At 56.2% G+C, this 20,139-nt stretch carries 21 protein-coding genes; 8 read left to right on the top strand and 13 right to left on the bottom strand.

Going from position 1 to position 20,139, the window contains the following annotated elements:
• Positions 1-154: 154 nt before the first annotated feature.
• The 6 genes from hemA (at position 155) to ACI7MX_RS02220 (ending at position 5,515) form a co-directional block, all read left to right on the top strand.
• Complete coding sequence (hemA, locus tag ACI7MX_RS02245) at positions 155-1,438, top strand: glutamyl-tRNA reductase (RefSeq protein WP_314491140.1); 1,284 nt, start codon at positions 155-157, stop codon at positions 1,436-1,438.
• Positions 1,439-1,440: 2 nt separating this feature from the next.
• Positions 1,441-2,523 carry a peptide chain release factor 1 gene (prfA, locus tag ACI7MX_RS02240; protein ID WP_314491143.1) on the top strand — a complete coding sequence of 361 codons (1,083 nt, stop codon included), beginning with the start codon at positions 1,441-1,443 and terminating at the stop codon, positions 2,521-2,523.
• A complete protein-coding gene (gene prmC / locus ACI7MX_RS02235) occupies positions 2,524-3,354 on the top strand; it encodes a peptide chain release factor N(5)-glutamine methyltransferase (RefSeq protein ID WP_405588593.1) in 831 nt (276 codons plus the stop codon). It abuts the gene before it with no gap.
• On the top strand, positions 3,348-4,097 hold the full coding sequence (locus ACI7MX_RS02230) for a molybdopterin-synthase adenylyltransferase MoeB (RefSeq protein ID WP_405588595.1): 750 nt from the start codon (positions 3,348-3,350) through the stop codon (positions 4,095-4,097). Before prmC ends, ACI7MX_RS02230 begins: the two co-directional genes overlap by 7 nt.
• A complete protein-coding gene (murI, locus tag ACI7MX_RS02225) occupies positions 4,090-4,881 on the top strand; it encodes a glutamate racemase (RefSeq protein WP_314491150.1) in 792 nt (263 codons plus the stop codon). Before ACI7MX_RS02230 ends, murI begins: the two co-directional genes overlap by 8 nt.
• 115 nt (positions 4,882-4,996) lie before the next feature.
• Complete coding sequence (locus ACI7MX_RS02220) at positions 4,997-5,515, top strand: acyloxyacyl hydrolase (RefSeq protein ID WP_314491152.1); 519 nt, start codon at positions 4,997-4,999, stop codon at positions 5,513-5,515.
• Here ACI7MX_RS02220 and ACI7MX_RS02215 read toward each other — a convergent pair whose 3' ends face one another.
• From ACI7MX_RS02215 to ACI7MX_RS02155, 13 genes are all read right to left on the bottom strand, one after another.
• Positions 5,516-5,821 (bottom strand): YkgJ family cysteine cluster protein, encoded by a 306-nt coding sequence (locus ACI7MX_RS02215; protein ID WP_122786355.1) that lies wholly within the window; start codon positions 5,819-5,821, stop codon positions 5,516-5,518.
• A gap of 71 nt (positions 5,822-5,892) precedes the next feature.
• Positions 5,893-7,056, bottom strand: coding sequence for an MFS transporter (locus ACI7MX_RS02210; protein WP_314491157.1), 1,164 nt, complete (start codon positions 7,054-7,056; stop codon positions 5,893-5,895).
• Positions 7,057-7,116: 60 nt separating this feature from the next.
• Positions 7,117-8,352: an aminotransferase class I/II-fold pyridoxal phosphate-dependent enzyme gene (locus tag ACI7MX_RS02205; RefSeq protein ID WP_405588601.1), complete on the bottom strand. Its 1,236-nt coding sequence runs from the start codon at positions 8,350-8,352 to the stop codon at positions 7,117-7,119.
• Positions 8,353-8,571: 219 nt separating this feature from the next.
• Positions 8,572-9,066, bottom strand: a complete 495-nt coding sequence (locus tag ACI7MX_RS02200; protein ID WP_405588604.1) for a DUF2878 domain-containing protein — start codon at positions 9,064-9,066, stop codon at positions 8,572-8,574.
• A complete protein-coding gene (locus ACI7MX_RS02195) occupies positions 9,059-10,330 on the bottom strand; it encodes a class I SAM-dependent methyltransferase (RefSeq protein WP_405588607.1) in 1,272 nt (423 codons plus the stop codon). Before ACI7MX_RS02195 ends, ACI7MX_RS02200 begins: the two co-directional genes overlap by 8 nt.
• Entirely contained in the window at positions 10,317-11,117 is an 801-nt protein-coding gene (locus ACI7MX_RS02190) for a DUF1365 domain-containing protein (protein WP_405588610.1), read from the bottom strand. The genes ACI7MX_RS02195 and ACI7MX_RS02190 overlap by 14 nt, the downstream gene beginning before the upstream one ends.
• Entirely contained in the window at positions 11,114-12,361 is a 1,248-nt protein-coding gene (locus ACI7MX_RS02185) for an NAD(P)/FAD-dependent oxidoreductase (RefSeq protein WP_405588613.1), read from the bottom strand. Before ACI7MX_RS02185 ends, ACI7MX_RS02190 begins: the two co-directional genes overlap by 4 nt.
• A complete protein-coding gene (locus ACI7MX_RS02180; protein WP_314491176.1) occupies positions 12,358-13,128 on the bottom strand; it encodes an SDR family NAD(P)-dependent oxidoreductase in 771 nt (256 codons plus the stop codon). Before ACI7MX_RS02180 ends, ACI7MX_RS02185 begins: the two co-directional genes overlap by 4 nt.
• Positions 13,121-14,566, bottom strand: a complete 1,446-nt coding sequence (gene phrB / locus ACI7MX_RS02175; RefSeq protein ID WP_314491179.1) for a deoxyribodipyrimidine photo-lyase — start codon at positions 14,564-14,566, stop codon at positions 13,121-13,123. Before phrB ends, ACI7MX_RS02180 begins: the two co-directional genes overlap by 8 nt.
• Positions 14,567-14,579: 13 nt before the next feature.
• Entirely contained in the window at positions 14,580-15,497 is a 918-nt protein-coding gene (locus ACI7MX_RS02170; RefSeq protein WP_405588617.1) for a MerR family transcriptional regulator, read from the bottom strand.
• Between the two features lie 20 nt (positions 15,498-15,517).
• Entirely contained in the window at positions 15,518-16,486 is a 969-nt protein-coding gene (locus tag ACI7MX_RS02165; protein WP_405588620.1) for a DUF1722 domain-containing protein, read from the bottom strand.
• 142 nt (positions 16,487-16,628) lie between these two features.
• Positions 16,629-16,844, bottom strand: coding sequence for a TIGR02450 family Trp-rich protein (locus ACI7MX_RS02160; protein ID WP_314491188.1), 216 nt, complete (start codon positions 16,842-16,844; stop codon positions 16,629-16,631).
• A complete protein-coding gene (locus ACI7MX_RS02155) occupies positions 16,841-17,830 on the bottom strand; it encodes an NAD(P)/FAD-dependent oxidoreductase (protein WP_405588623.1) in 990 nt (329 codons plus the stop codon). The genes ACI7MX_RS02160 and ACI7MX_RS02155 overlap by 4 nt, the downstream gene beginning before the upstream one ends.
• Positions 17,831-18,022: 192 nt before the next feature.
• Between ACI7MX_RS02155 and ACI7MX_RS02150 the strand changes: the two genes are divergently transcribed.
• Positions 18,023-18,925, top strand: coding sequence for a TIGR01777 family oxidoreductase (locus tag ACI7MX_RS02150; RefSeq protein ID WP_314491193.1), 903 nt, complete (start codon positions 18,023-18,025; stop codon positions 18,923-18,925).
• Between the two features lie 13 nt (positions 18,926-18,938).
• Positions 18,939-19,964, top strand: a complete 1,026-nt coding sequence (gene hemH / locus ACI7MX_RS02145) for a ferrochelatase (protein WP_314491196.1) — start codon at positions 18,939-18,941, stop codon at positions 19,962-19,964.
• Positions 19,965-20,139: the final 175 nt, after the last annotated feature.

Genomic DNA, 20,139 nt, shown 5'->3' with positions numbered 1-20,139 from the left:
CCTAGGGTGTGCGACTATCGATATGGGGGTCTGACGATGTTAGTTCAGAGAGGTTCAACAGACATTAACTATAGAGACAATAGTCAGCAATGGTTGTTCTCACTCGGGCGAAGTAGGACAATTGCCGGCTTCTCGTCATCATCAGCGATCTTGAATGGCCTTCCTCGCACTCGGTATTAACCACAAGACTGCTTCAGTAGATGTCCGCGAGCGCGTGGCTTTTACGCCAGAGCAGTTGGTTGAGGCCTTGCAGCAGCTCTGCCGTCACACCGACAGTCGCGAAGCTGCGATCCTCTCCACCTGCAATCGCAGTGAACTTTACGTCGAACAGGACCACCCTAGTGCCGATGCCGTGCTCCAGTGGCTGGCTGACTATCACAACCTGAGCCTTGAAGAATTGAGGGCCTGCGCCTACATCCATGAGGATGACGCTGCCGTTCGTCACATGATGCGGGTGGCTGCGGGGCTGGATTCGCTGGTGTTGGGCGAGCCACAAATTCTCGGTCAAATGAAGTCGGCTTACGCCGTGGCGCGTGAAGCTGGCACGGTCGGGCCTTTGTTGGGGCGTTTGTTTCAAGCCACCTTCAACTCGGCCAAGCAAGTGCGCACTGACACGGCCATTGGTGAAAACCCGGTGTCGGTGGCTTTTGCAGCCGTCAGCTTGGCCAAACAGATTTTCAGCGACTTGCAACGCAGCCAGGCGTTGCTGATCGGTGCGGGCGAGACCATCACTCTGGTCGCCCGCCATCTGCATGATCTGGGGGTCAAACGCATTGTGGTGGCTAACCGTACGCTGGAGCGCGCGAGCATTCTGGCTGAAGAGTTCGGTGCCCACGCGGTGCTGCTGTCCGATATTCCTCAAGAGTTGGTGCACAGCGATATTGTGATCAGCTCGACTGCCAGCCAACTGCCGATTCTGGGTAAGGGCGCGGTTGAAAGCGCCCTCAAGTTGCGCAAGCACAAACCTATTTTTATGGTCGATATTGCCGTTCCACGTGATATCGAACCCGAAGTCGGCGAGTTGGACGACGTTTACCTTTATACCGTCGATGATTTACATGAGGTTGTCGCCGAAAACCTCAAAAGTCGTCAGGGTGCAGCCCAGGCGGCGGAAGAACTGGTCAGGATTGGCGCTGACGACTTTATGGTGCGCTTGCGTGAACTGGCGGCGGTGGATGTACTCAAGGCCTATCGTCAGCAAAGCGAGCGCCTGCGTGATGAAGAGCTGCAAAAGGCCCAGCGGCTGCTCGCCAACGGTGCCAACCCGGAAGACGTACTGGCACAACTGGCACGTGGCCTGACTAATAAATTGCTGCACGCACCCAGCGTGCAGTTGAAAAAGCTTTCCGCCGAAGGCCGCCTCGATGCGCTGGCCATGGCCCAAGAACTTTTTGCCCTCGGTGAGGGCTCATCGGATAGCTCTGCGGATAAAAAATAGTAATGAAAGCGTCACTGCTTAATAAACTGGACATCCTCCAGGACCGTTTTGAAGAACTGACCGCATTGCTTGGCGATGGCGAAGTCATTTCGGATCAGACCAAGTTTCGCGCCTATTCCAAGGAATACGCCGAAGTTGAACCTATTGCTGCAACCTATGCGTTGTGGCTCAAGGTGCAGGCAGACCTTGAGGGTGCGCAGGCCTTGCTCAAGGACAACGACCCTGACATGCGGGAAATGGCCGTAGAGGAAGTGCGCGAAGCCAAAGAACGGCTGACCGAGCTGGAAAAAGACCTGCAGCGTATGTTGCTGCCTAAAGACCCTAATGACGGTCGCAACGTCTTCCTCGAAATCCGCGCGGGCACCGGCGGTGACGAGGCGGCGATCTTTGCCGGTGATCTGTTTCGCATGTATTCGCGCTACGCTGAGCGTCGTGGCTGGAGACTCGAAATCCTGTCGGAAAACCCGGGCGAGCATGGTGGCTATAAAGAAGTCATTGCTCGGGTCGAAGGTGAGAATGTTTACGGCAAGTTGAAATTTGAATCCGGCGTGCACCGCGTGCAGCGTGTTCCCGCGACCGAATCCCAGGGCCGTATTCACACGTCAGCCTGCACCGTGGCCGTGCTGCCTGAGCCGGACGAGCAAGAGGTCATCGAGATCAACCCGTCGGACCTGCGCGTCGATACCTATCGCTCGTCGGGTGCAGGCGGCCAGCACGTTAACAAGACCGACTCGGCGATCCGGATCACTCACTTGCCTTCAGGCATTGTGGTTGAGTGTCAGGAAGAGCGTTCCCAGCATAAAAACCGGGCACGGGCGATGTCTTGGCTTTCGGCTAAATTGAACGATCAACAAACCAGCGCCGCGGCCAGTGCCATTGCCAGCGAGCGTAAGTTGCTGGTGGGCTCTGGAGACCGCTCCGAGCGCATCCGCACGTACAACTTTGCACAAGGACGCGTGACAGATCATCGAGTCAACCTGACCTTGTATTCCCTGGATGACGTTTTGGCTGGCGGTGTAGATGCCGTTATTGAGCCGTTACTTGCGGAATTCCAGGCGGACCAACTGACAGCGCTGGGTGAATAAATGACCATTATTGCCAGTTTGTTACGTGCCGCAGAACTGCCGGACTCGCCGACAGCCCGTCTTGATGCGGAGCTGTTACTGGCGGCCGCATTGGGCAAGTCGCGCAGTTATCTGCACACATGGCCTGAAAAAATCGTCAGCAGCGAAGCGGCGTTGACCTTTGCCGAGTACCTGAAGCGTCGGCGTGCGGGTGAGCCGGTGGCCTACATTCTGGGGCAGCAGGGCTTCTGGAACCTCGATCTGGAAGTGGCACCGCACACGCTGATCCCGCGCCCGGACACTGAGTTACTGGTCGAAACGGCGTTAGCGTTATTGCCTGCGACGCCGGCCCGCGTGCTGGATCTGGGCACTGGCAGCGGCGCCATCGCCTTGGCGCTGGCCAGTGAGCGTGCGGCATGGAAGGTCACGGCGGTTGACCGGGTGCTCGAAGCCGTGGCGCTTGCCGAACGTAATCGTCAGCGCTTGCAGCTCGAAAACGTCACCGTGTTGAACAGTCACTGGTTCAGTGCGCTGGCCGATCAACGCTTCGACTTGATCATCAGCAACCCCCCTTATATCGCCGCGGGTGACATTCATCTGGCTGAGGGCGATGTGCGCTTCGAGCCTGAAAGCGCGCTGGTGGCCGGTGCCGATGGCCTTGACGACCTGCGAGACATCGTCGCGCAAGCCCCGCACCACCTCAATGCGGGTGGCTGGCTAATGCTTGAGCACGGTTACGATCAAGCGGCAGCCGTGCGTGATTTGTTGCACACGGCAGGCTTCGAGCAGATTGAAAGTCGCAAGGACCTGGGCGCTCATGAACGCATCACCTTGGGTCGCCTACCGTGCTGAGCGATCAGGAGCTGTTGCGCTATAGCCGACAGATCCTGTTGCAACAGGTCGATATCGACGGTCAACTCAAGCTGAAAAACAGCCGCGTGCTGATCGTCGGTGTGGGCGGGTTGGGTTCGCCAGTGGCTCTTTATCTTGCGGCGGCGGGCGTGGGCGAGCTGCATTTGGCCGACTTCGACCGCGTTGACCTGACCAACCTGCAACGCCAGATTATTCATGACACCGACGGTGTGGGTGAACACAAAGTCGACTCGGCGCTGCGCCGTCTAAGCGCCATCAACCCTGAAATCAAATTGGTCGCCCATCGCTCGGCGCTGCAAGCTGATTCATTGGCGCACGCAGTGGCCGCTGTCGATCTGGTGCTTGATTGCTGTGACAACTTCAGCACCCGCGAAGCGGTCAATGCCGCCTGTGTGGCTGCACGCAAGCCGCTGGTCAGCGGTGCCGCGATCCGGCTGGAAGGGCAGTTGTCGGTGTTTGACTCGCGCCAGGCGACCAGCCCTTGTTATCACTGTTTATACGGGCATGGCAGCGAAGACGAGTTGACCTGTAGCGAAGCCGGGGTGATTGGCCCGTTGGTGGGGCTCGTAGGCAGTTTGCAAGCCTTGGAAGCCCTTAAAGTGCTGGCCGGTTTTGGCGAGCCATTAGTGGGCCGCCTGTTGCTGATTGATGCCCTGAGCACGCGTTTTCGCGAGTTGCGGGTTAAGCGAGATCCGGCATGCAGCGTGTGCGGCCATGCGTGAAGCACCGATTGGTGTGTTTGACTCGGGTGTCGGCGGCTTGTCGGTGCTCAACGAAATCAATCAACGGCTGCCCAGTGAGTCGCTGCTGTACGTGGCGGATTGCGGGCACATCCCTTATGGCGAAAAAAGCCCGGAGTTCATCCGTCAGCGCTGCGTCGTGATGGCCGAATTTTTTCAACAACAAGGTGCCAAAGCGTTGGTGCTGGCCTGTAATACCGCCACCGTGGCGGCCGTTGCCGACCTGCGTCAACGTTACCCGGCGTGGCCAATTGTGGGGATGGAACCCGCGGTCAAGCCAGCAGCCGCGGCGACACGCAGCGGCGTCGTCGGCGTGCTTGCCACGACCGGCACCTTGCAAAGTGCCAAATTCGCCGCCTTGCTGGATCGCTTCGCCAACGACGTGCGCGTCATCACTCAGCCTTGTCCGGGCCTGGTGGAGTTGATAGAAACCGGCGACCTGCACAGCGAGGCCCTACGCACGCTGTTGCAAGGGTATGTTGAGCCTTTGCTGGCGGCCGGGTGTGACACGCTTATTCTGGGCTGCACGCACTATCCCTTCCTCAAGCCTCTGCTCGCTCAGATGCTCCCTTCTTCGATCATCTTGATCGACACGGGGGCCGCCGTGGCTCGCCAATTGCACCGCCTACTGGCTGAGCGCGATTTGCTGGCAACCGGCCCGGCGGCTGACACACAGTTCTGGACCAGCGCTTGCGTAGAGCATTTTGGAAAAATCCTACCGATGCTATGGAATAAATCTGGAAGTGTGCAAAGCTTCGAGCAGTAAAAAAAGGTGTTTTTCGGTTAAATTGGATGAACTTTCAGCGTTTGATTGGATTCATAACCGCTGTCTGATGAGACACACAACTACTGACCTATGCATACGAAAATAGGATTTTCATATGAAGCAATTGTTTTGCCTGGCTGCGCTTGCGGCCTCTGTTCTGGGGTATAGCTACACTGCGCAAGCGGCGGGCGTTGAATTCAGTGTTGGGCACACCAGCCAGTCGACCATGACCTATCGACTGGGGTTGAAATCCAACTGGGATAAAAGTTGGCTACAAAGTGATGTGGGTCGCCTGACCGGCTATTGGGATGGTGCTTACACTTACTGGGATGGTGACAAATCTTCGAGCGCCAGCAGCCTGTCGTTCTCTCCGGTGTTTGTATACGAGTTTGCTGGCGAAACAGTTAAGCCGTATGTCGAGGCAGGCATCGGTGTATCGGTGTTCTCCAAGACTGAAGTTGAAGACCAGGACTTGGGCACGGCCTTCCAGTTTGAAGACCGCCTTGGCTTTGGCCTGCGTTTCAACGGTGGGCATGAAGTGGGTATTCGCGCCACTCACTATTCCAATGCCGGACTCTCCAGCAACAACGACGGCATAGAAAGTTACGCTTTGCATTACACGATGCCGCTGTAACTAGCGATAGGCGGTCGTAATGCCTTGACGTTCGTTGAGGCATTCGACTTCCCCCATCTCGAACTCGCGGCAAATCAGCGGGCGCACTTCATAGATAGTGCACATCATGGTGTTGCGATCCAGCGCTGCACACCAGCCATCATCCAGACGCAGCATCACCTCGCCACCCCAGTCATCGTTGTCGATAAAGCGCTCAGGCACGCCCGTGTCGGTGATGAGCATCACTTCCAGTTGGCAACAACACGCCGCGCACGTCGAACAGGTGACGGCGGGTTCGGTAATTTCAGTCAGGGGGATGTTGGTCATAGGCGTGCAGTGTAAGGCAGAGTCGGGTTTATGTGTGAATCGCCAGACAGGCTGAGCGATCAGCAGACGCATCATACTTTTGGCTGCATGATCTTCACCCCCAGCACCATGACGACCAATAGCAAGCAGATTCCAGCCAGCTCTACAGGCTGTTGAACATCCAGCACACTGACTGTCACGCCAATCACCGCCGCCAACACTTGGTGAATAAACCCGCACAGCGCCATTGCATAAGGGCCGGTCACAGGCGAATGCTCACTGGCTTGAGACAAACTGATGGGGTAATTGATCGCTTGCCCGCAAATGATTAAACAATACGGCAACCACAACAGGATTGCGTGTGCAGAACTGATCCACAAACAGGCCATCATCCCGGCACTTGCCGCCAACATGACTCGGATAGCCATGCGGCTCATCAACGTCTGGCCCCAGACGGTGACATATCGGTTAACACCTATCGACCCCAGCAGATACGCGAGGCTCATTGCCCAGCCCAACTGCCCATAGTCGTAGGCTGACCACTGATACGTGTTTTGAAAAATCGAAGGCGCCGCCGTGTTGAATCCAATAATGATTCCGTAGCCCAAGCCCCCCATCAGTACCGGGCGCAAGAAAGGCCGGTGCCGCACAAGCGTTAAATAATGGCTCCAGCAAACGGGCGTATGACTGACCTGTGGTGAGTCAGGCAAATAGGCGTAAACCACAACCATCTGAACGAGGGCTGCCGCGCCAAGCCCCCAAAAAATGACAGGCCAGCCGAAGGCACTCATGAGTACCGCTCCTGCATATTGGCCAATGCCCAGCGAGATCACAAAGGCAATTGATAGCCACGATAATGCCTTGGCCAAGCCATTGCCTTGAAAATGCCGGGCCACTAATGAACGTGCCATGACCGAGATTCCGCTGGCGCCCAAGCCCTGGGCAAACCGCAGTGAAATAAAGGTTTCGACCTGAGTACAAAGGCTCAACAGTGCGCTGCTGACGCTGAACAGTAAAAGCGAACCCATCATGATTCTCTTGATGCCCAGCGCTGCTCCCCACTTGCCCCACAGCAACATGGGCAGCGCCATGCCCGCCAGATACACAGGCAGCGCCAATGAGGTCAGGTCTTGAGTGGTGTTCAATGCCTGCGTGATAGCGGGAAGTGCAGGCAAGTACATCATCATGCCCAGTTGCGACAGGAATACGGCCAGGCAGGACACACTGATCAAGAAGGTGGCGTTTGAAGGGGGCATCAGTATCGTCCGGAGGCGATGAGAGGGTGTTTAGTTATAGCGGCCACTGAGCGAGATTAATTAAACATGAGCGCTCAATCCATGCTCTTTCCAATACGCATTGACCAAATCACAAAACTGCCTTATCAGCTCAAATGTCATATCGGCCCGAAGGGTGATTCGTATTGCTGATTGATGTTGCGCCACGACCGGAAAAAATACGGCAGCGGTGAAAAAACCATTATTAGACAGGTATTCGACAGCGTGAGTGGCAATCTCTGTTTCACCACAGTGAATCAGACGAATAGCGGTGAAACTTCCTTGTTGCTTTGTGGTGATGAGTTGATCGAAAAGTGCAATATTGGCTTGTAGTTTGTTTTGTAGAAGGATGAGTTCTTCGGTGTTGTGAAGAAGGATAGACGCTCGTCCTGCACCGATGGCCGCTGTATTAAGGCTTTGCGACCAATTGCTTGGGCCGCCGTAGCGGGATGTTTTCTTCTGATGTTCAGGGCTTGCGAACATGACAACACCTCCGCTCGCACCAAAGGACTTGGCCAGCGACGCTACAATAATTGAACTGTCATCGAGGCACGCCATGTTTGATCTGACGTGGCCGACTCCCAGTGGGCCTGTTGCGGATAATGAGTGGGAATCATCCATGTAAGTAAACATGCCGTATCGGGCCTTTAAATAGTTGATGGCTTCAATATCGGCGACCCCGCCCATGCTGTATACGCCATCGGCAATGTAGGCCACACGCTTGTTTTTCTTGCACACCTCTTCGAGGTAGTTCATGTCGTTATGCGGCGAGGTAATGACCTCGGTTTCATCGGCACACGCGGCCTTTACATGGTTCATCGAATAGTGAGCATGCTTGTCAAAACACATGGTCGGAGGGATATCGCCGGTAAAGGTCCCGGAGGCTAACAAAGGGAGTATGCCTGCGCTGGCCGCGCTGCATGAAAGGGTGCTGAGGCAGTGCGCGGAAAATAGCGTCGACAGTTCTTGTTCATACTGTTCAAGGGCATTTATTTTGCAGCGATTTTTAGAATTTGGTACACGTAGCGATCCTGTGTCTTTCAGCGCTTTAACAGCGCCATTAAGGAGGGCGGGATGATAATCAAGTCCTAGATAGGATGTTGTACAGAAATGGTGGAACGTTCGATCATGTTGATCTTTTAGTGTGTTGATGCCTTCAATGGTCACATTGAGGCTTGATATCTTTTTATGGTCGGACTCTTTCCAATGTTTATCTGCAAGTGCGATCATTTTCTTGTAATTGCTGAATGTGTTTTTTGGTCCGTTGTTTGTTGTCATGCACAGTGCTCCCTGCAGGTTTTGGGTTGAACTTGAAAAGGAGCAATAATTTATTTTTATCTTATTGATGTATGTAGGATTGTTCTGTGTTTTAGAGGAGTGCGTTCTTTGATCTTGGTAGTTTTTTGTCAAATAAGAGGGGTGGGGATCAGGGGGGGTTTCAGATGTATAAACTGGTTTTATCGAATGTCTGAAGTCTCCCGGCAGGTTGCATGCAGATTATGGACATATGGTTCTACCCGCGAGCCATTGCAACGCCACAAACAACCCCGCCCAAATGGCGGATAACACTGCCAACGTAGGCCATAGTCCAAATCCGAACACCACGGCCCCCATCCGTTGCCCCGCGTAATACGACAACGGCCCGCCAATGGCCCCCAATACCGCTGCCCGCCAGACTGGTCGGGCTGTCCATGCCAGGCAATGCCTCAAGGTGGTTGCCAATAAGGCCCAGAGCACGATCAGCCAGAGTGGAATCAAGACGCCTGCATGTTTGAACTCAAATACCCCGGCGTTGAGCAACGCACTGTCCACCAGCATACCGATCACACAGACGGCCACTATCAAACGGATTTCGCTCCAAGAACGGCTTACCCAAAGAACGTGTACTGCTAACGCCGCAAAGGCGAGCAATAGCCACGGGCTGTTGCCGCCCAGCACACAGGCAAACCAGCCGAGCTGGAACAGCCCGGCGTTGATCAGGTTTTTAAGCATCAAGGCGCCCAAGCACGGGTTGCGGCATGGCGGCCGGTTTGGCCAGTAACAACTGCGCGGTGCCTATGCTGCGCTCCAGGAATCCGCCTTCGCAGTAGCACAGGTAAAACTCCCACAAGCGCAGAAAGTATTCGTCGTAGCCCAGCTCGATCAGGTGACCATGGGCATGACGGAAGTTTTCATGCCACAAGCGCAAGGTTTTGGCGTAGTGCAGCCCAAAGTCTTCCATGTGCATCAGATTCATGTCGGTTTCGCGGGTGACGATTTCGAGCATTTTATGCAGGCTGGGCAAGGCGCCGCCAGGGAAGATATAGCGCTGGATAAAGTCCACGCTGTTTTTGGCCTGTTCATAACGCTGATCACGAATGGTGATGGCTTGCAGCAACATTAATCCGTTGCTTTTGAGCAGGTGCGAGCACTGTTTGAAGTAAACGGGTAAAAAACGATGGCCAACGGCTTCAATCATTTCAATGGAAACCAGCTTGTCGTATTGCCCGGTGAGATCGCGGTAGTCCTCCAGCAGCAGTGTCACTTGATTCTGTAATCCCTGAGCGACGATCCGTGCTTGGGTGTAAGCGAATTGTTCCTTGGATAACGTGGTCGTCGTGACCTTGCACCCGTAATGTTCCGCCGCATAGATCGCCATGCTGCCCCAGCCCGTACCGATTTCGAGCAAATGGTCCTGAGGCTTGAGGTCGAGCTTTTGGCAAATACGTTGCAGTTTGTTGAGCTGCGCCTGCTCCAGAGTGTCGTCAGGGCTGAGGAATTGAGCCGCTGAATACATCATGGTCGGGTCAAGGAACTGCTCGAACATCTCGTTGCCAAGGTCGTAATGTGCGGCAATATTTTTTTCCGAGCCTTTGCGGGTATTGCGATTGACCCAGTGCAATGCCCCGATAAAAGGTCGGCCCAAACGTGCCAGTCCGCCTTCCATGGCATCGAGCACGTCCATATTGCTGACTAACACACGAATGACTCGGGTCAGATCGGGTGAGCTCCAGTAGCCGTGAATAAACGCCTCGCCAGCGCCAATGGAGCCTTTGCTGGCGATCATGCCCCACACGCTCGGGTCATGAATCTGTACTTCGCCGACCAGTTTTGCGGTGTTGTCGCCGAAAGTCTGGCGCACGCCGTTTTCAAAGATCACCAATAGCCCCTTGTGCAGTTGGCTGAGCTGGCGCATCACGCCTTCGCGCAGCAGCCCACTGGTCAGGTTAAAGGTACTCAAACGAGAAATCTTGCTCACCAGACTAGGGCTTTTCATGACGTTTATTCTCTGGTTGCTGGGCGGCAATGCGTAATACGCCGTCGGCGGCCCGGTGGGGGAAAATCGGTGTGCGTTTGATAAAAAGGCGTAAGGCTTGCCAGTAAATGGCCAGACAGGTTTTGGCCGTCATCCACGGGAATTGGCGCAGGTAGCGATGCAATCCGGCACGGTCAAGCGTGCTGCGTTGCAGGTTCAAGGTGGCATCAAACAGTTTCTGCTCGCCTTGCCAGTCGGCCATGTGCACGCCGAGCCGTGTATCGGGCGGGCTGAAGCTCATGCGGTATTGCAGGTCGCGCGGCAAGAAAGGGGACACATGAAAGGCCTTGGCCACGGCAACGTACTGATGACCGTCGCCGACTGCCGGAAGTACGTAGTGATAGCGCTCGCGCCACGGTGTATTGCTCACTTCGCACAAGATGGCAGCCAGTTGCCCGTCAGTTTCATAGCAATAAAAAAAGCTCACCGGGTTAAACGATAGGCCCCAGCTGCGGGCTTGCGTCAGCAGGCGAATGGCGCCTTGCGGTGTGTGCCCAAGGGCTTCGCCGATGAGCTGGCGAACCGCATCGATCAGGCGCATGCCTGCGTGGGTGTACGTCTTGAGGTAATCGGTTTCGCGGAATGAAAAAGGCGAAAAACGGCTTTTGCCCGCGAGCGGTGATAACCCGAATACCGCGTCTTGCTCATCCAGATCCAGGTACAGCAAGCCAATCTGATAACGGAACGCATGGGTGGTCGGCGCAAAGCGCCGATGGGCGATCCAGCCGCTGTAAAGGGCGCTGTTCATAGCCGTTGGCCGAAGGCTTGGGTGACGCGCAACGCGCTGACCACGCCATCTTCGTGAAAGCCATTGGCCCAATAAGCTCCGCAGTAATAGCTGTGCTGCGGGCCCATCAGTTCTTGCCAGCGACCTTGAGCTGCCACCGCTTCCAGGCTGTATTGCGGGTGGGCGTAGGTGTAGCTGGCCAGCACCTTGCTCGGGTCAATGTCTGCCCGCTGGTTCAGGCTGACGCAGAACGTGGTATCACTCTGTAGCCCTTGCAGGATGTTCATGTCGTACGTAACGGCGGCGCGGCGCTGTCCAGCATCGCCTAGCCGGTAGTTCCAGCTGGCCCATGCCAGTTTTCTATCGGGCAACAGTCGCGTGTCGGTGTGCAGGACAACATCGTTATCAGCGTAAGGCAGGGCGCCAAGGATGTGCTGTTCCGCTGTGCTGGGTTCGGCCAGGAGCTTGAGTGCCTGATCGCTGTGGCAGGCAAATATCACCTTGTCATAGCGTTCGCTGCCTGTGGTGCTGTGGATCGTAACGCCTTGGTCATCGCGTTCGACTCGGATGACTGGACAGTTAAGGCGGATCTTTTCGGCAAAGCCTGCACTCAGCGGTTTTACGTAGGCGCTGGAGCCACCTTCTATCACCCGCCATTGCGGGCGATGGGTGACGCTTAATAAACCGTGGTTTTTAAAAAAGCGCACAAAGAATTGCAGAGGGAAGGCCAGCATATCGTTCAGTGACATGGACCAGATGGCCGCGCCCATGGGCACTATGTAGTGCTCGATAAACCGCTCGCCATAGCCGCGTTGTTGCAGGTAGTCGCCCAGCCGCGTGTCGACGGCAATGCGTTGTTCTTGCAAGTCGCGCACCGCTTCACGATTGAATCGCAGAATGTCGCGCAGCATCCCCCAAAAACCGGGCGACATCAGGTTGCTGCGCTGGGCAAACAAACTGTTGAGGGTGTTGCCGTTGTATTCCAGGTTTTTGCCGGGATCACGTACTGAAAAGCTCATTTCAGTGGCTTTGGAACTCACGCCCAGTTGGTCCAGCAACTTGATGAAGTTGGGGTATGTCCAGTCGTTGAACACGATAAAGCCCGTGTCGATGGCAAAACGCTGCCCCTGTACGCTGACGTCCACGGTATGGGTGTGACCGCCCACCCAATCACTGGCCTCAAACACGCAAATGTCGTGTTCTTTATGCAGCAGATAGCCACAGGTCAACCCTGAGATGCCGCTGCCAATGATGGCGATTTTCATGATGGCTTCTCGTCAGAGTTTCTGGCCAGGCGCTTGCCTATTGCCAGTTGCAGGCATTTAGGCAGGCTCGACAGCAGTTTTAGAATGGCGATAAACAGCGTAGGAAACGCGATTTCCAGCGGCCGCTTGTCCAGACGCTGGCAAATATGTTGTGCGGCTTTTGGCGCCGACCAGCGCATGGGCATCGGGAAGTCATTTTTTTCAGTCAGCGGTGTGTCGACAAAGCCGGGGCTGACCAGCGTGACGTCGATGTTTTCATGGGCCAGATCAATGCGCAGCGACTCCAGCAGATAGCGCAGCCCGGCTTTTGATGCGCCATAGGCCTCGGCGCGCGGTAGCGGCCAGAAGGTCACTGAACTGACGACGCCGACCAGATGCGGGCGTAGGCCTTTGCGCAGCAAGGGCAGGGCGGTTTCCAGGCAGTAGCTGTTGGCCAGTAGATTAGTGCGTACTACCCGTTCGATCAGCGCGGCATCAAAATGGCGAACATCAACATATTCACAGGTGCCGGCGTTAAGGATCACGGTGTCCAGCGCACCCCAGGCTTGAGCTATTTGCTGACCGATTTCACGCACCTGTGCAGGGTCGGTCAAGTCCCCCGGCACCACCAGGACTTGGCCGGGAAAACGCTCGGACAACGCATGCAAGGGTTCAAGGGTCCGGGCGCTTAACGCCAAGTGTGCGCCGCTTTTCAGCAGCTCTTCGGCCATCTGCGCGCCCATACCGCTGCTGGCGCCCGTCAGCCAGATACGCTGAGACTTATTCATCGCCACTTACCGCCAGTGCCCGCGACGGCAGATTTTTAAAGGCTGTGAGCGCGCGCTCGCGGCTTTTTTTCAGGTCGACCATTGGCCGTGGGTAATCGGCCACGCCAAACAATCCGCCGGCAATGGAAGGGTTATGAATTTCCTTTTTGCTCAGATCGGCCAGTTCCGGCAGCCAGTGTTTGATGAAGCGCCCTTCCGGGTCGAAGCGCTCGGACTGACTCAGCGGGTTGAAAATCCTGAAGTACGGTACTGAGTCAGTCCCGGTCGATGAACTCCACTGCCAGCCGCCGTTATTGGCCGCCAGATCGCCATCAATTAAATGCTGCATAAAAAAGCGCTCACCTTCGCGCCAATCAATCAGCAGGTTTTTGGTGAGGAACATGGCCACGACCATCCGTAAACGGTTATGCATCCAGCCGGTGTCCAGCAGTTGGCGAATGGCCGCGTCGATGATCGGAATGCCGGTACGGCCTTCTTTCCAGGCCGCCAGCTCTTCGGGGGCGTCACGCCACGGCAGGAATTCGGTTTCAAGTCGAAAAGCGCGATGACGCGAAACCCGTGGGTAGCCCACCAGAATGTGTTTGTAGAACTCACGCCACAACAGTTCAGTGATCCATGTGAGCACACCCGGGTTGCCGCTTTCGAACTCGCCATGATTGCTTTGCAAGGCCGCGTGCAGACATTGCCGAGGGGAAAGAACACCGGCTGCAAGGTAGGCCGAAATCTGGCTGGTGCCGGGTTTGGCGGGCAGGTCGCGTTCGTCCTTGTAGTAATGGATTTGCTCATCGGCAAAATGCGCCAGCCGTTGCTGGGCATGACGTTCGCCAGCGGGCCACAGCGCGCGCAATGATTCGGTTGCCGGAGTAAAACCGTCGACCGATTGTGGAATGGCATCGCGCTCAATGGGTACGGCAGCTTGTGCCTGGGGCGACTCGACTATTTGTGGAAGTGCGCGGTGCAAGTGGTTGTAGCAGATTCGCCGGAACTGGCTGAAGACTTGGAAATATGAACCCGACTGCGTGAGCACAGTACCAGGCTGAAACAGGAGTTGGTCCAGGTAGCTATGGAACGCTATGCCGTGGGCTTGCAGAGCCTGGGTGACGTCTTCATCGCGACGGGTTTCATTGATGCCATATTCCTGGTTGGCATGTACGGCTTCAATCCCGTGTTGTTGGCACAGTTCAAGCAGCACGGCAGGGGCTTGATCCCACGTATCCGCCGTGCGAACCAGCAAAGGGATGTTCAACGCATGCAAGCTGTCGCTCAGAGTGCCCAGATTGCGTAGCCAAAAATCGACTTTGCACGGCGCATCGTCGTGGGCCAGCCATTGTTGGGGGCTGATCAGGTAAACGGCCACGGTGGGACCGCGTGTGGCGGCGGCACTCAGCGCGGTGTTGTCGGATTGGCGCAAGTCATTGCGTAGCCAGATAAGTTGCATGTCAATGCCTCGCTTATATAAGACCGAGCTGGTCGAGGTGCTGGTGGACTTCAAGCGGGTCATTGGCAAGCGTCAATCCGGCAATTTGGGTCGCCGTGTCGGTGAGCTCCGAGCTGTGGATACGAACACAGGTCCCGGCTATCACAATCGGGCAATGGATCCCGGCCAATAGTTTGGGCAATAGCTGGGTATTCAGGGCCTGGCTTGAATAGAGCACCACCGCGCGGGCTTTCAGGCGTTCTACAGCCAACCCAAGTTCACCGCCGGGTACTGGCGTGTCGAAGACTTCAACCGGGCAATGGCTACTGCTGACCAGCAGAGCGCTCAGCCATAGAGCGGCCTCGAAGGGTTGAGACGACTGGTTAATCAGCAGAACGGGAGCGCCGCTTACTGAGCGATTATTGTGGTAAATACGCGCGCCCAGTTTGCTGCGTAACCAGGAGTTAAAGAACGTGCGCTCCAGTTGCGTGCCGAACTGGCCCTGCCAGCGTTGTTCCAGCTCGCTGAGCAGCGGAATCAATAGCTGTTTGCAGAGCGTGCGGGCGGGGTAAAGCGACATCACCTGATTCACATTGTCATCAAGCTTACGCTCAGACAGGTCGCTGATTGCCCGCGTCAGGGCCTGCCGCCACGTCTGCCAGTCATTGTCAGCGGGTTCGTGGAAATCGGGCGCAGCGTCCAGTAACGGTTTGACCTGACTCACCGACACACCGCGGTTAAGCCAGGTCAGGATGTGTTTTATGCGCAAAATCTGGTCGGGTGAAAACAGGCGGTGGCCTTTGGCCGTGCGGTGCGGAACGATCAAGCCATAGCGGCGCTCCCATGCGCGCAGTGTTACGGCATTCACGCCGGTAATGCGGGCCACTTCGCGGATTGGCCGCCAGCCATCGGCGAGTGCCTGGCTGTAGTCGGTGTCAGGGTTATGGGTCATGGGGCGCTCATCACTCATGGTCAGATCGCATTGCGCAGGCTGAGGTTTTCAGGGTGCGGTTGCAGATAAACCTGACGCTCGATATAGGGGTGCGGGTGCAGGCGAAAGTGATGTTTGAGCAACGTAAGCGGGACGACCAGCGGCACAATGCCGTTCAGGTACTGCACGATCAATTGCTGCATTTCCTGCTTGTCTTCGCGGCTGATGGATTGTTTGAGGTAGCCGCTAATGTGTTGCAGCACATTGGTATGAGTGCGCCGGGTGGCGCATTTTTTCAGCGCCTTCATCAGCTCGCTGAAATACTGGCCTGCAATGGTTTGAGGGGGATTTTTCCCCATGCTGCCCAACAGGTTGCCCAGTGTTTTGTATTGCACGGGATGATGGGCCATAAGCAGGTATTTGTAGCGCGCATGAAACTCGGTCAGCGAGCGGCGGGTGAGGCCCGCCTTAAGCAAGTCTTGCCATGCGCTGTAGGCGTAGACCCGGGTAAGGAAGTTTTCACGCAGGACGGGGTCGTTCAAGCGACCGTCTTCTTCGGCCGGTAAATCGGGATGCGCGGCACAAAAGGCCTGAGCATAAATGCCGCGTCCGCTCAGCTCGGCTGGCCGGCCGCCATCCTGATACACCTTGACCCGCTCAAGCCCGCAGGAAGGCGACTTTTGCATAAAGATGTAGCCACAAATGTCAGTGTGGGTTGCTGCCATGCTGACGCCATAGTCATGCAGTGCTTGGGTCACCTCAAGCGTGCTGTCGACGCTGCCCACCGCTTGGGGCATGGCCGGGTCGCCGACAAGACGGATCGGTTGGCGCGGAATGCCCAAGCCAATAGCGACTTCAGGGCACAGGGGCACGAAATCGAAATGTTCACTCAGCGCCTGACTGCACAGCCGCGATTCTTTGTGGCCGCCGTTAAAGCGAACTTCGGCGCCTAGCAAGCAGGCGCTGATGGCGATTTTGGGCTTGCTGCGAGTTGAGGTGTCGTGGGCCATGTGATGAACCTCCAAGAATTTCTTGTACATCTTTTGTAAGATGTACAACTTGAGTTCATCATAGGCTTGGCGTTGTACAAGTCAAATTACTTGTACAACTATTTGTTGGAGGGCAGCGTTTCCAAAGGGGGGGAGCCGGGTATTATTTCCAGCCAATTGCCCACGTGTGCATGTCCTTCAGGCGTTGCCAGGGCATGCGCTGAGTGCGCTGAGTCAGCACCGCTTGTAACTCGATATCGAGCACGGTGCCTTCCTCATCGCAAAACACCTGGGTGACCAGGAAGTGCTTTTCACGGTGTTCAGGCGTGGCTGCTGTCCATTTGGACAGCAGCAATTTTCGTGGGTTAATGCGGTTCACTCTAAGCGCTCAATGACCCGGCGGGCCGCTTCCTGTCCACTCAGCCATGCCCCTTCGACCCGCCCGGACAGGCACCAGTCACCACAGGCATAAAGGCCCAGGTCGGAGTCTGCCAGAACACCCCACTCATGGGCGCTCGCAGGACGCGCATACAGCCAGCGGTGCGCCAGGGTGAAGCTGGGCGCGGGAACGGTGATGTGCATCAGTTCAGCAAATGCGCCATGCAAATGCTCGATGACGGCTTCTTTGGGCATGTCGATGTGTTCTTTGCTCCACGCGCTGGTGGCGTGCAGAACCCAGGTGTCCGGATGACTGTCACGCCCGGGTTTGCTGCTGTTGCGGGCCACCCAGTCAAGTGGACTGTCCTGTACAAAGCAACCATCGATGGCCGTGTTCAGCGCCGTTTCAAAGGCGAGCACCACGGCCCAGGTCGGGTCCATTTTTACGCCGGCGGCCGCACTGGCAAGCTTGGGTGCGGTGGCGAGCAGGGCGGATGCCTGCGGTGCAGGAGTGGCCACGATCACATGGCTGAATGGGCCATGTTCATTGCCTTCGGCATCTTGCAGGTGCCAGTGCTTTTCACCGCGAATCAATTCGGTAATACGGCACATGAAACTGGCTGGTAAATGGCCGAGCAAGCCCCGAGTGATAGCACTCATGCGCGGGTTGCCGACCCAGCGTGTTTGCTCGTCCGGTGAAGGGGTCAGCTGGCCATCTGTGTGGTTATTGTAGAGGTGGGGTTTCCACTCGCTGGCCCAGCCTTCAGTGTCCCAGCGATGGACTTCTGCGGCAAAGCGCGGGTTGCGGGCAGTGAAGTATTGCGCCCCCAAGTCCAGCGAACCGGCGTCGCTGCGCTTGCTGGACATGCGTCCGCCGCTGCCTCGACTTTTATCGAACACATGCACCTTGTGCCCGGCGTCGTGAAGTTTGCGTGCTGCGGAAAGCCCGGCAATGCCGGCCCCGATAATTGCGATAGCTACAGTCATAGTGGCCTCGATCCAGTTTGCACAGACTACTGCGTCGTTAATTCCTGTACAAATTATTTTATTAGTATAGGTTTTAGTGCGCCTGTCGGGTCAGTCTGGCCTATTCTTCTTTTAGTGCAGAGAGCCGAAAAAATGGGCTTTCTTTAAAAATAGACCAGTGCATCCGATAAAACTTACAGCGAGGATCACCTCATGCACATTTTGCTGACCGGCGGTACAGGCTTGATCGGTCGCCACCTATGCCGGCACTGGTTGGCCAAAGGCTATCGCCTGAGTGTGTTGAGCCGGCGCCCTGAGCGTGTGAGGGAATTGTGTGGTGAGGGGGTCAGGGGCGTTGCCGTGCTTGAAGAGCTGGGTCAGGAGCCGCTCGATGCGGTGATCAATCTGGCCGGTGCGCCGATAGCGGATCGGCCGTGGACCCGCAAGCGCAAGGCCGTGCTGTGGAGCAGTCGAATTGCCCTGACTGAAACGCTTGTGGCCTGGCTTGAAAGCCGCGAGCAAAAGCCTTCGGTATTGGTTTCCGGATCGGCGGTGGGCTGGTATGGCGATGGTGGCGAGCGCGAATTGACGGAGGAGTCGCCTCCGGTCAATGACGACTTCGCCAGCCATCTGTGTATCGCTTGGGAAGAGACCGCGCAGCGTGCTCAAGCATTGGGCATTCGTGTGGTGCTGGTGCGCACGGGGCTGGTATTGGCGGCCGAAGGCGGTTTTTTGTCGCGTTTGTTGCTGCCTTTCAAGCTGGCGTTGGGCGGGCCGATAGGCAATGGACGGCAATGGATGCCGTGGATTCATATCAACGACCAAATCGCCTTGATTGATTTTCTTGTGCATGAGAATGCCGCGACTGGCCCATATAATGCCTGCGCGCCGCACCCTGTACGTAATGCCGAATTCGCAAAAACCTTGGGTCAAGTGCTGCATCGCCCGGCATTTTTACCGTTGCCCGCTTTAGTGCTGCGGGTCGGGCTGGGTGAGTTGTCCCTGTTATTGTTGGGTGGTCAGCGGGCGACACCGACCCGATTGCTGGCCGCCGGGTTCACTTTTCAGTTCACTGATTTACGTGCGGCGCTGGATGATTTGTCCGCCCGCCTTTGAAATAGGATGTTGCATGACCGAGCACGCGCTTTTGCTGGTTAACCTGGGTTCACCGGCCTCTACCTCGGTAGCGGATGTACGCAGCTACTTGAATCAGTTTTTGATGGACCCGTACGTCATTGACGTGCCGTGGCCCTTGAGGCGTTTGATTGTGTCGCTGATCCTGATCAAGCGTCCCGAGCAGTCAGCCCATGCCTATGCGTCCATCTGGTGGGACGAGGGATCACCGCTGGTCGTCCTCAGTCGCCGTTTGCAGCAGGCGATGACCAAGGAGTGGAAACAGGGGCCGGTGGAACTGGCCATGCGCTATGGCGAGCCTTCCATCGAAACCGTCTTGACCCGCCTGGCGGCTCAAGGGATTAAAAAGGTCACGCTTGCGCCGCTTTATCCACAGTTCGCCGACAGTACGGTGACGACGGTGATTGAAGAAGCCAAGCGGGTGGTCAAAACCAAAAAGCTGGCGGTGCAGTTTTCAATTTTGCAGCCGTTTTATGACCAGTCTGAATACCTTGATGCCTTGGTGGAAAGTGCCAGGCCGCACCTTGAGCAGGATTACGATCACCTGCTGCTGAGTTTTCATGGCTTGCCCGAGCGGCACTTGCATAAGCTCGATCCCACTGGCAATCACTGTTTGAAAAGTGAGGACTGCTGCCAGTATGCGTCGCCTGCGGTCATGGCTACGTGTTACAGGGCGCAGTGCCTGCGAACGGCGCAGTCTTTTGCGCAGCGCATGGGGTTGGCCGAGGGGCAATGGTCAGTCGCGTTTCAGTCGCGTTTGGGGCGGGCGAAGTGGATCGAACCTTATACCGAGGCGCGTCTGGATGCGTTGGCCAAGCAAGGCGTGAAGAAGATATTGGTGATGTGCCCGGCGTTTGTGGCCGATTGCATTGAAACCCTCGAAGAGATTGGCGATCGAGGGCGCGAGCAGTTTATTGAGGCGGGGGGCGAGGAGTTGGTGCTGGTGCCGTGTCTCAATGACAATCCTGAGTGGGCCAAGGCGCTGAATACGTTGTGTGAACGGGCACCGATGGCCCTTTAAAGGTCAAAAGCCCCTCACCCTAACCCTCTCCCAGAGGGAGAGGGTACTAACAGCAAGAGCAAATTTGCGCAGTGTCAGAGTTGTTAGAGATCAAGCCCCTCTCCCAGAGGGAGAAGGGACTAACAGCAAGAGCAAATTTGCACAGTGTCAGAGTTGTTAGAGATCAAGCCCCTCT

Origin of the sequence: Pseudomonas sp. 2024-210 (genome assembly GCF_045062345.1) — a bacterium.
In the GTDB taxonomy this organism is placed as follows: Bacteria; Pseudomonadota; Gammaproteobacteria; order Pseudomonadales; family Pseudomonadaceae; genus Aquipseudomonas.
Note: the sequence above shows the minus strand (reverse complement) of the source record. Positions and strands in the feature narration are given on the sequence as shown.

What these genes read in the sequence shown, in the direction of transcription:
- hemA (WP_314491140.1), top strand. Translation starts at nt 155, where the DNA reads ATGGCCTTCCTCGCACTCGGTATTAACCACAAGACTGCTTCAGTAGAT.
- prfA (WP_314491143.1), top strand. Translation starts at nt 1,441, where the DNA reads ATGAAAGCGTCACTGCTTAATAAACTGGACATCCTCCAGGACCGTTTT.
- prmC (WP_405588593.1), top strand. Translation starts at nt 2,524, where the DNA reads ATGACCATTATTGCCAGTTTGTTACGTGCCGCAGAACTGCCGGACTCG.
- murI (WP_314491150.1), top strand. Translation starts at nt 4,090, where the DNA reads ATGCGTGAAGCACCGATTGGTGTGTTTGACTCGGGTGTCGGCGGCTTG.
- ACI7MX_RS02220 (WP_314491152.1), top strand. Translation starts at nt 4,997, where the DNA reads ATGAAGCAATTGTTTTGCCTGGCTGCGCTTGCGGCCTCTGTTCTGGGG.
- ACI7MX_RS02215 (WP_122786355.1), bottom strand. Translation starts at nt 5,821, where the DNA reads ATGACCAACATCCCCCTGACTGAAATTACCGAACCCGCCGTCACCTGT.
- ACI7MX_RS02210 (WP_314491157.1), bottom strand. Translation starts at nt 7,056, where the DNA reads ATGCCCCCTTCAAACGCCACCTTCTTGATCAGTGTGTCCTGCCTGGCC.
- ACI7MX_RS02205 (WP_405588601.1), bottom strand. Translation starts at nt 8,352, where the DNA reads ATGACAACAAACAACGGACCAAAAAACACATTCAGCAATTACAAGAAA.
- ACI7MX_RS02200 (WP_405588604.1), bottom strand. Translation starts at nt 9,066, where the DNA reads ATGCTTAAAAACCTGATCAACGCCGGGCTGTTCCAGCTCGGCTGGTTT.
- ACI7MX_RS02195 (WP_405588607.1), bottom strand. Translation starts at nt 10,330, where the DNA reads ATGAAAAGCCCTAGTCTGGTGAGCAAGATTTCTCGTTTGAGTACCTTT.
- ACI7MX_RS02190 (WP_405588610.1), bottom strand. Translation starts at nt 11,117, where the DNA reads ATGAACAGCGCCCTTTACAGCGGCTGGATCGCCCATCGGCGCTTTGCG.
- ACI7MX_RS02185 (WP_405588613.1), bottom strand. Translation starts at nt 12,361, where the DNA reads ATGAAAATCGCCATCATTGGCAGCGGCATCTCAGGGTTGACCTGTGGC.
- ACI7MX_RS02180 (WP_314491176.1), bottom strand. Translation starts at nt 13,128, where the DNA reads ATGAATAAGTCTCAGCGTATCTGGCTGACGGGCGCCAGCAGCGGTATG.
- phrB (WP_314491179.1), bottom strand. Translation starts at nt 14,566, where the DNA reads ATGCAACTTATCTGGCTACGCAATGACTTGCGCCAATCCGACAACACC.
- ACI7MX_RS02170 (WP_405588617.1), bottom strand. Translation starts at nt 15,497, where the DNA reads ATGACCCATAACCCTGACACCGACTACAGCCAGGCACTCGCCGATGGC.
- ACI7MX_RS02165 (WP_405588620.1), bottom strand. Translation starts at nt 16,486, where the DNA reads ATGGCCCACGACACCTCAACTCGCAGCAAGCCCAAAATCGCCATCAGC.
- ACI7MX_RS02155 (WP_405588623.1), bottom strand. Translation starts at nt 17,830, where the DNA reads ATGACTGTAGCTATCGCAATTATCGGGGCCGGCATTGCCGGGCTTTCC.
- ACI7MX_RS02150 (WP_314491193.1), top strand. Translation starts at nt 18,023, where the DNA reads ATGCACATTTTGCTGACCGGCGGTACAGGCTTGATCGGTCGCCACCTA.
- hemH (WP_314491196.1), top strand. Translation starts at nt 18,939, where the DNA reads ATGACCGAGCACGCGCTTTTGCTGGTTAACCTGGGTTCACCGGCCTCT.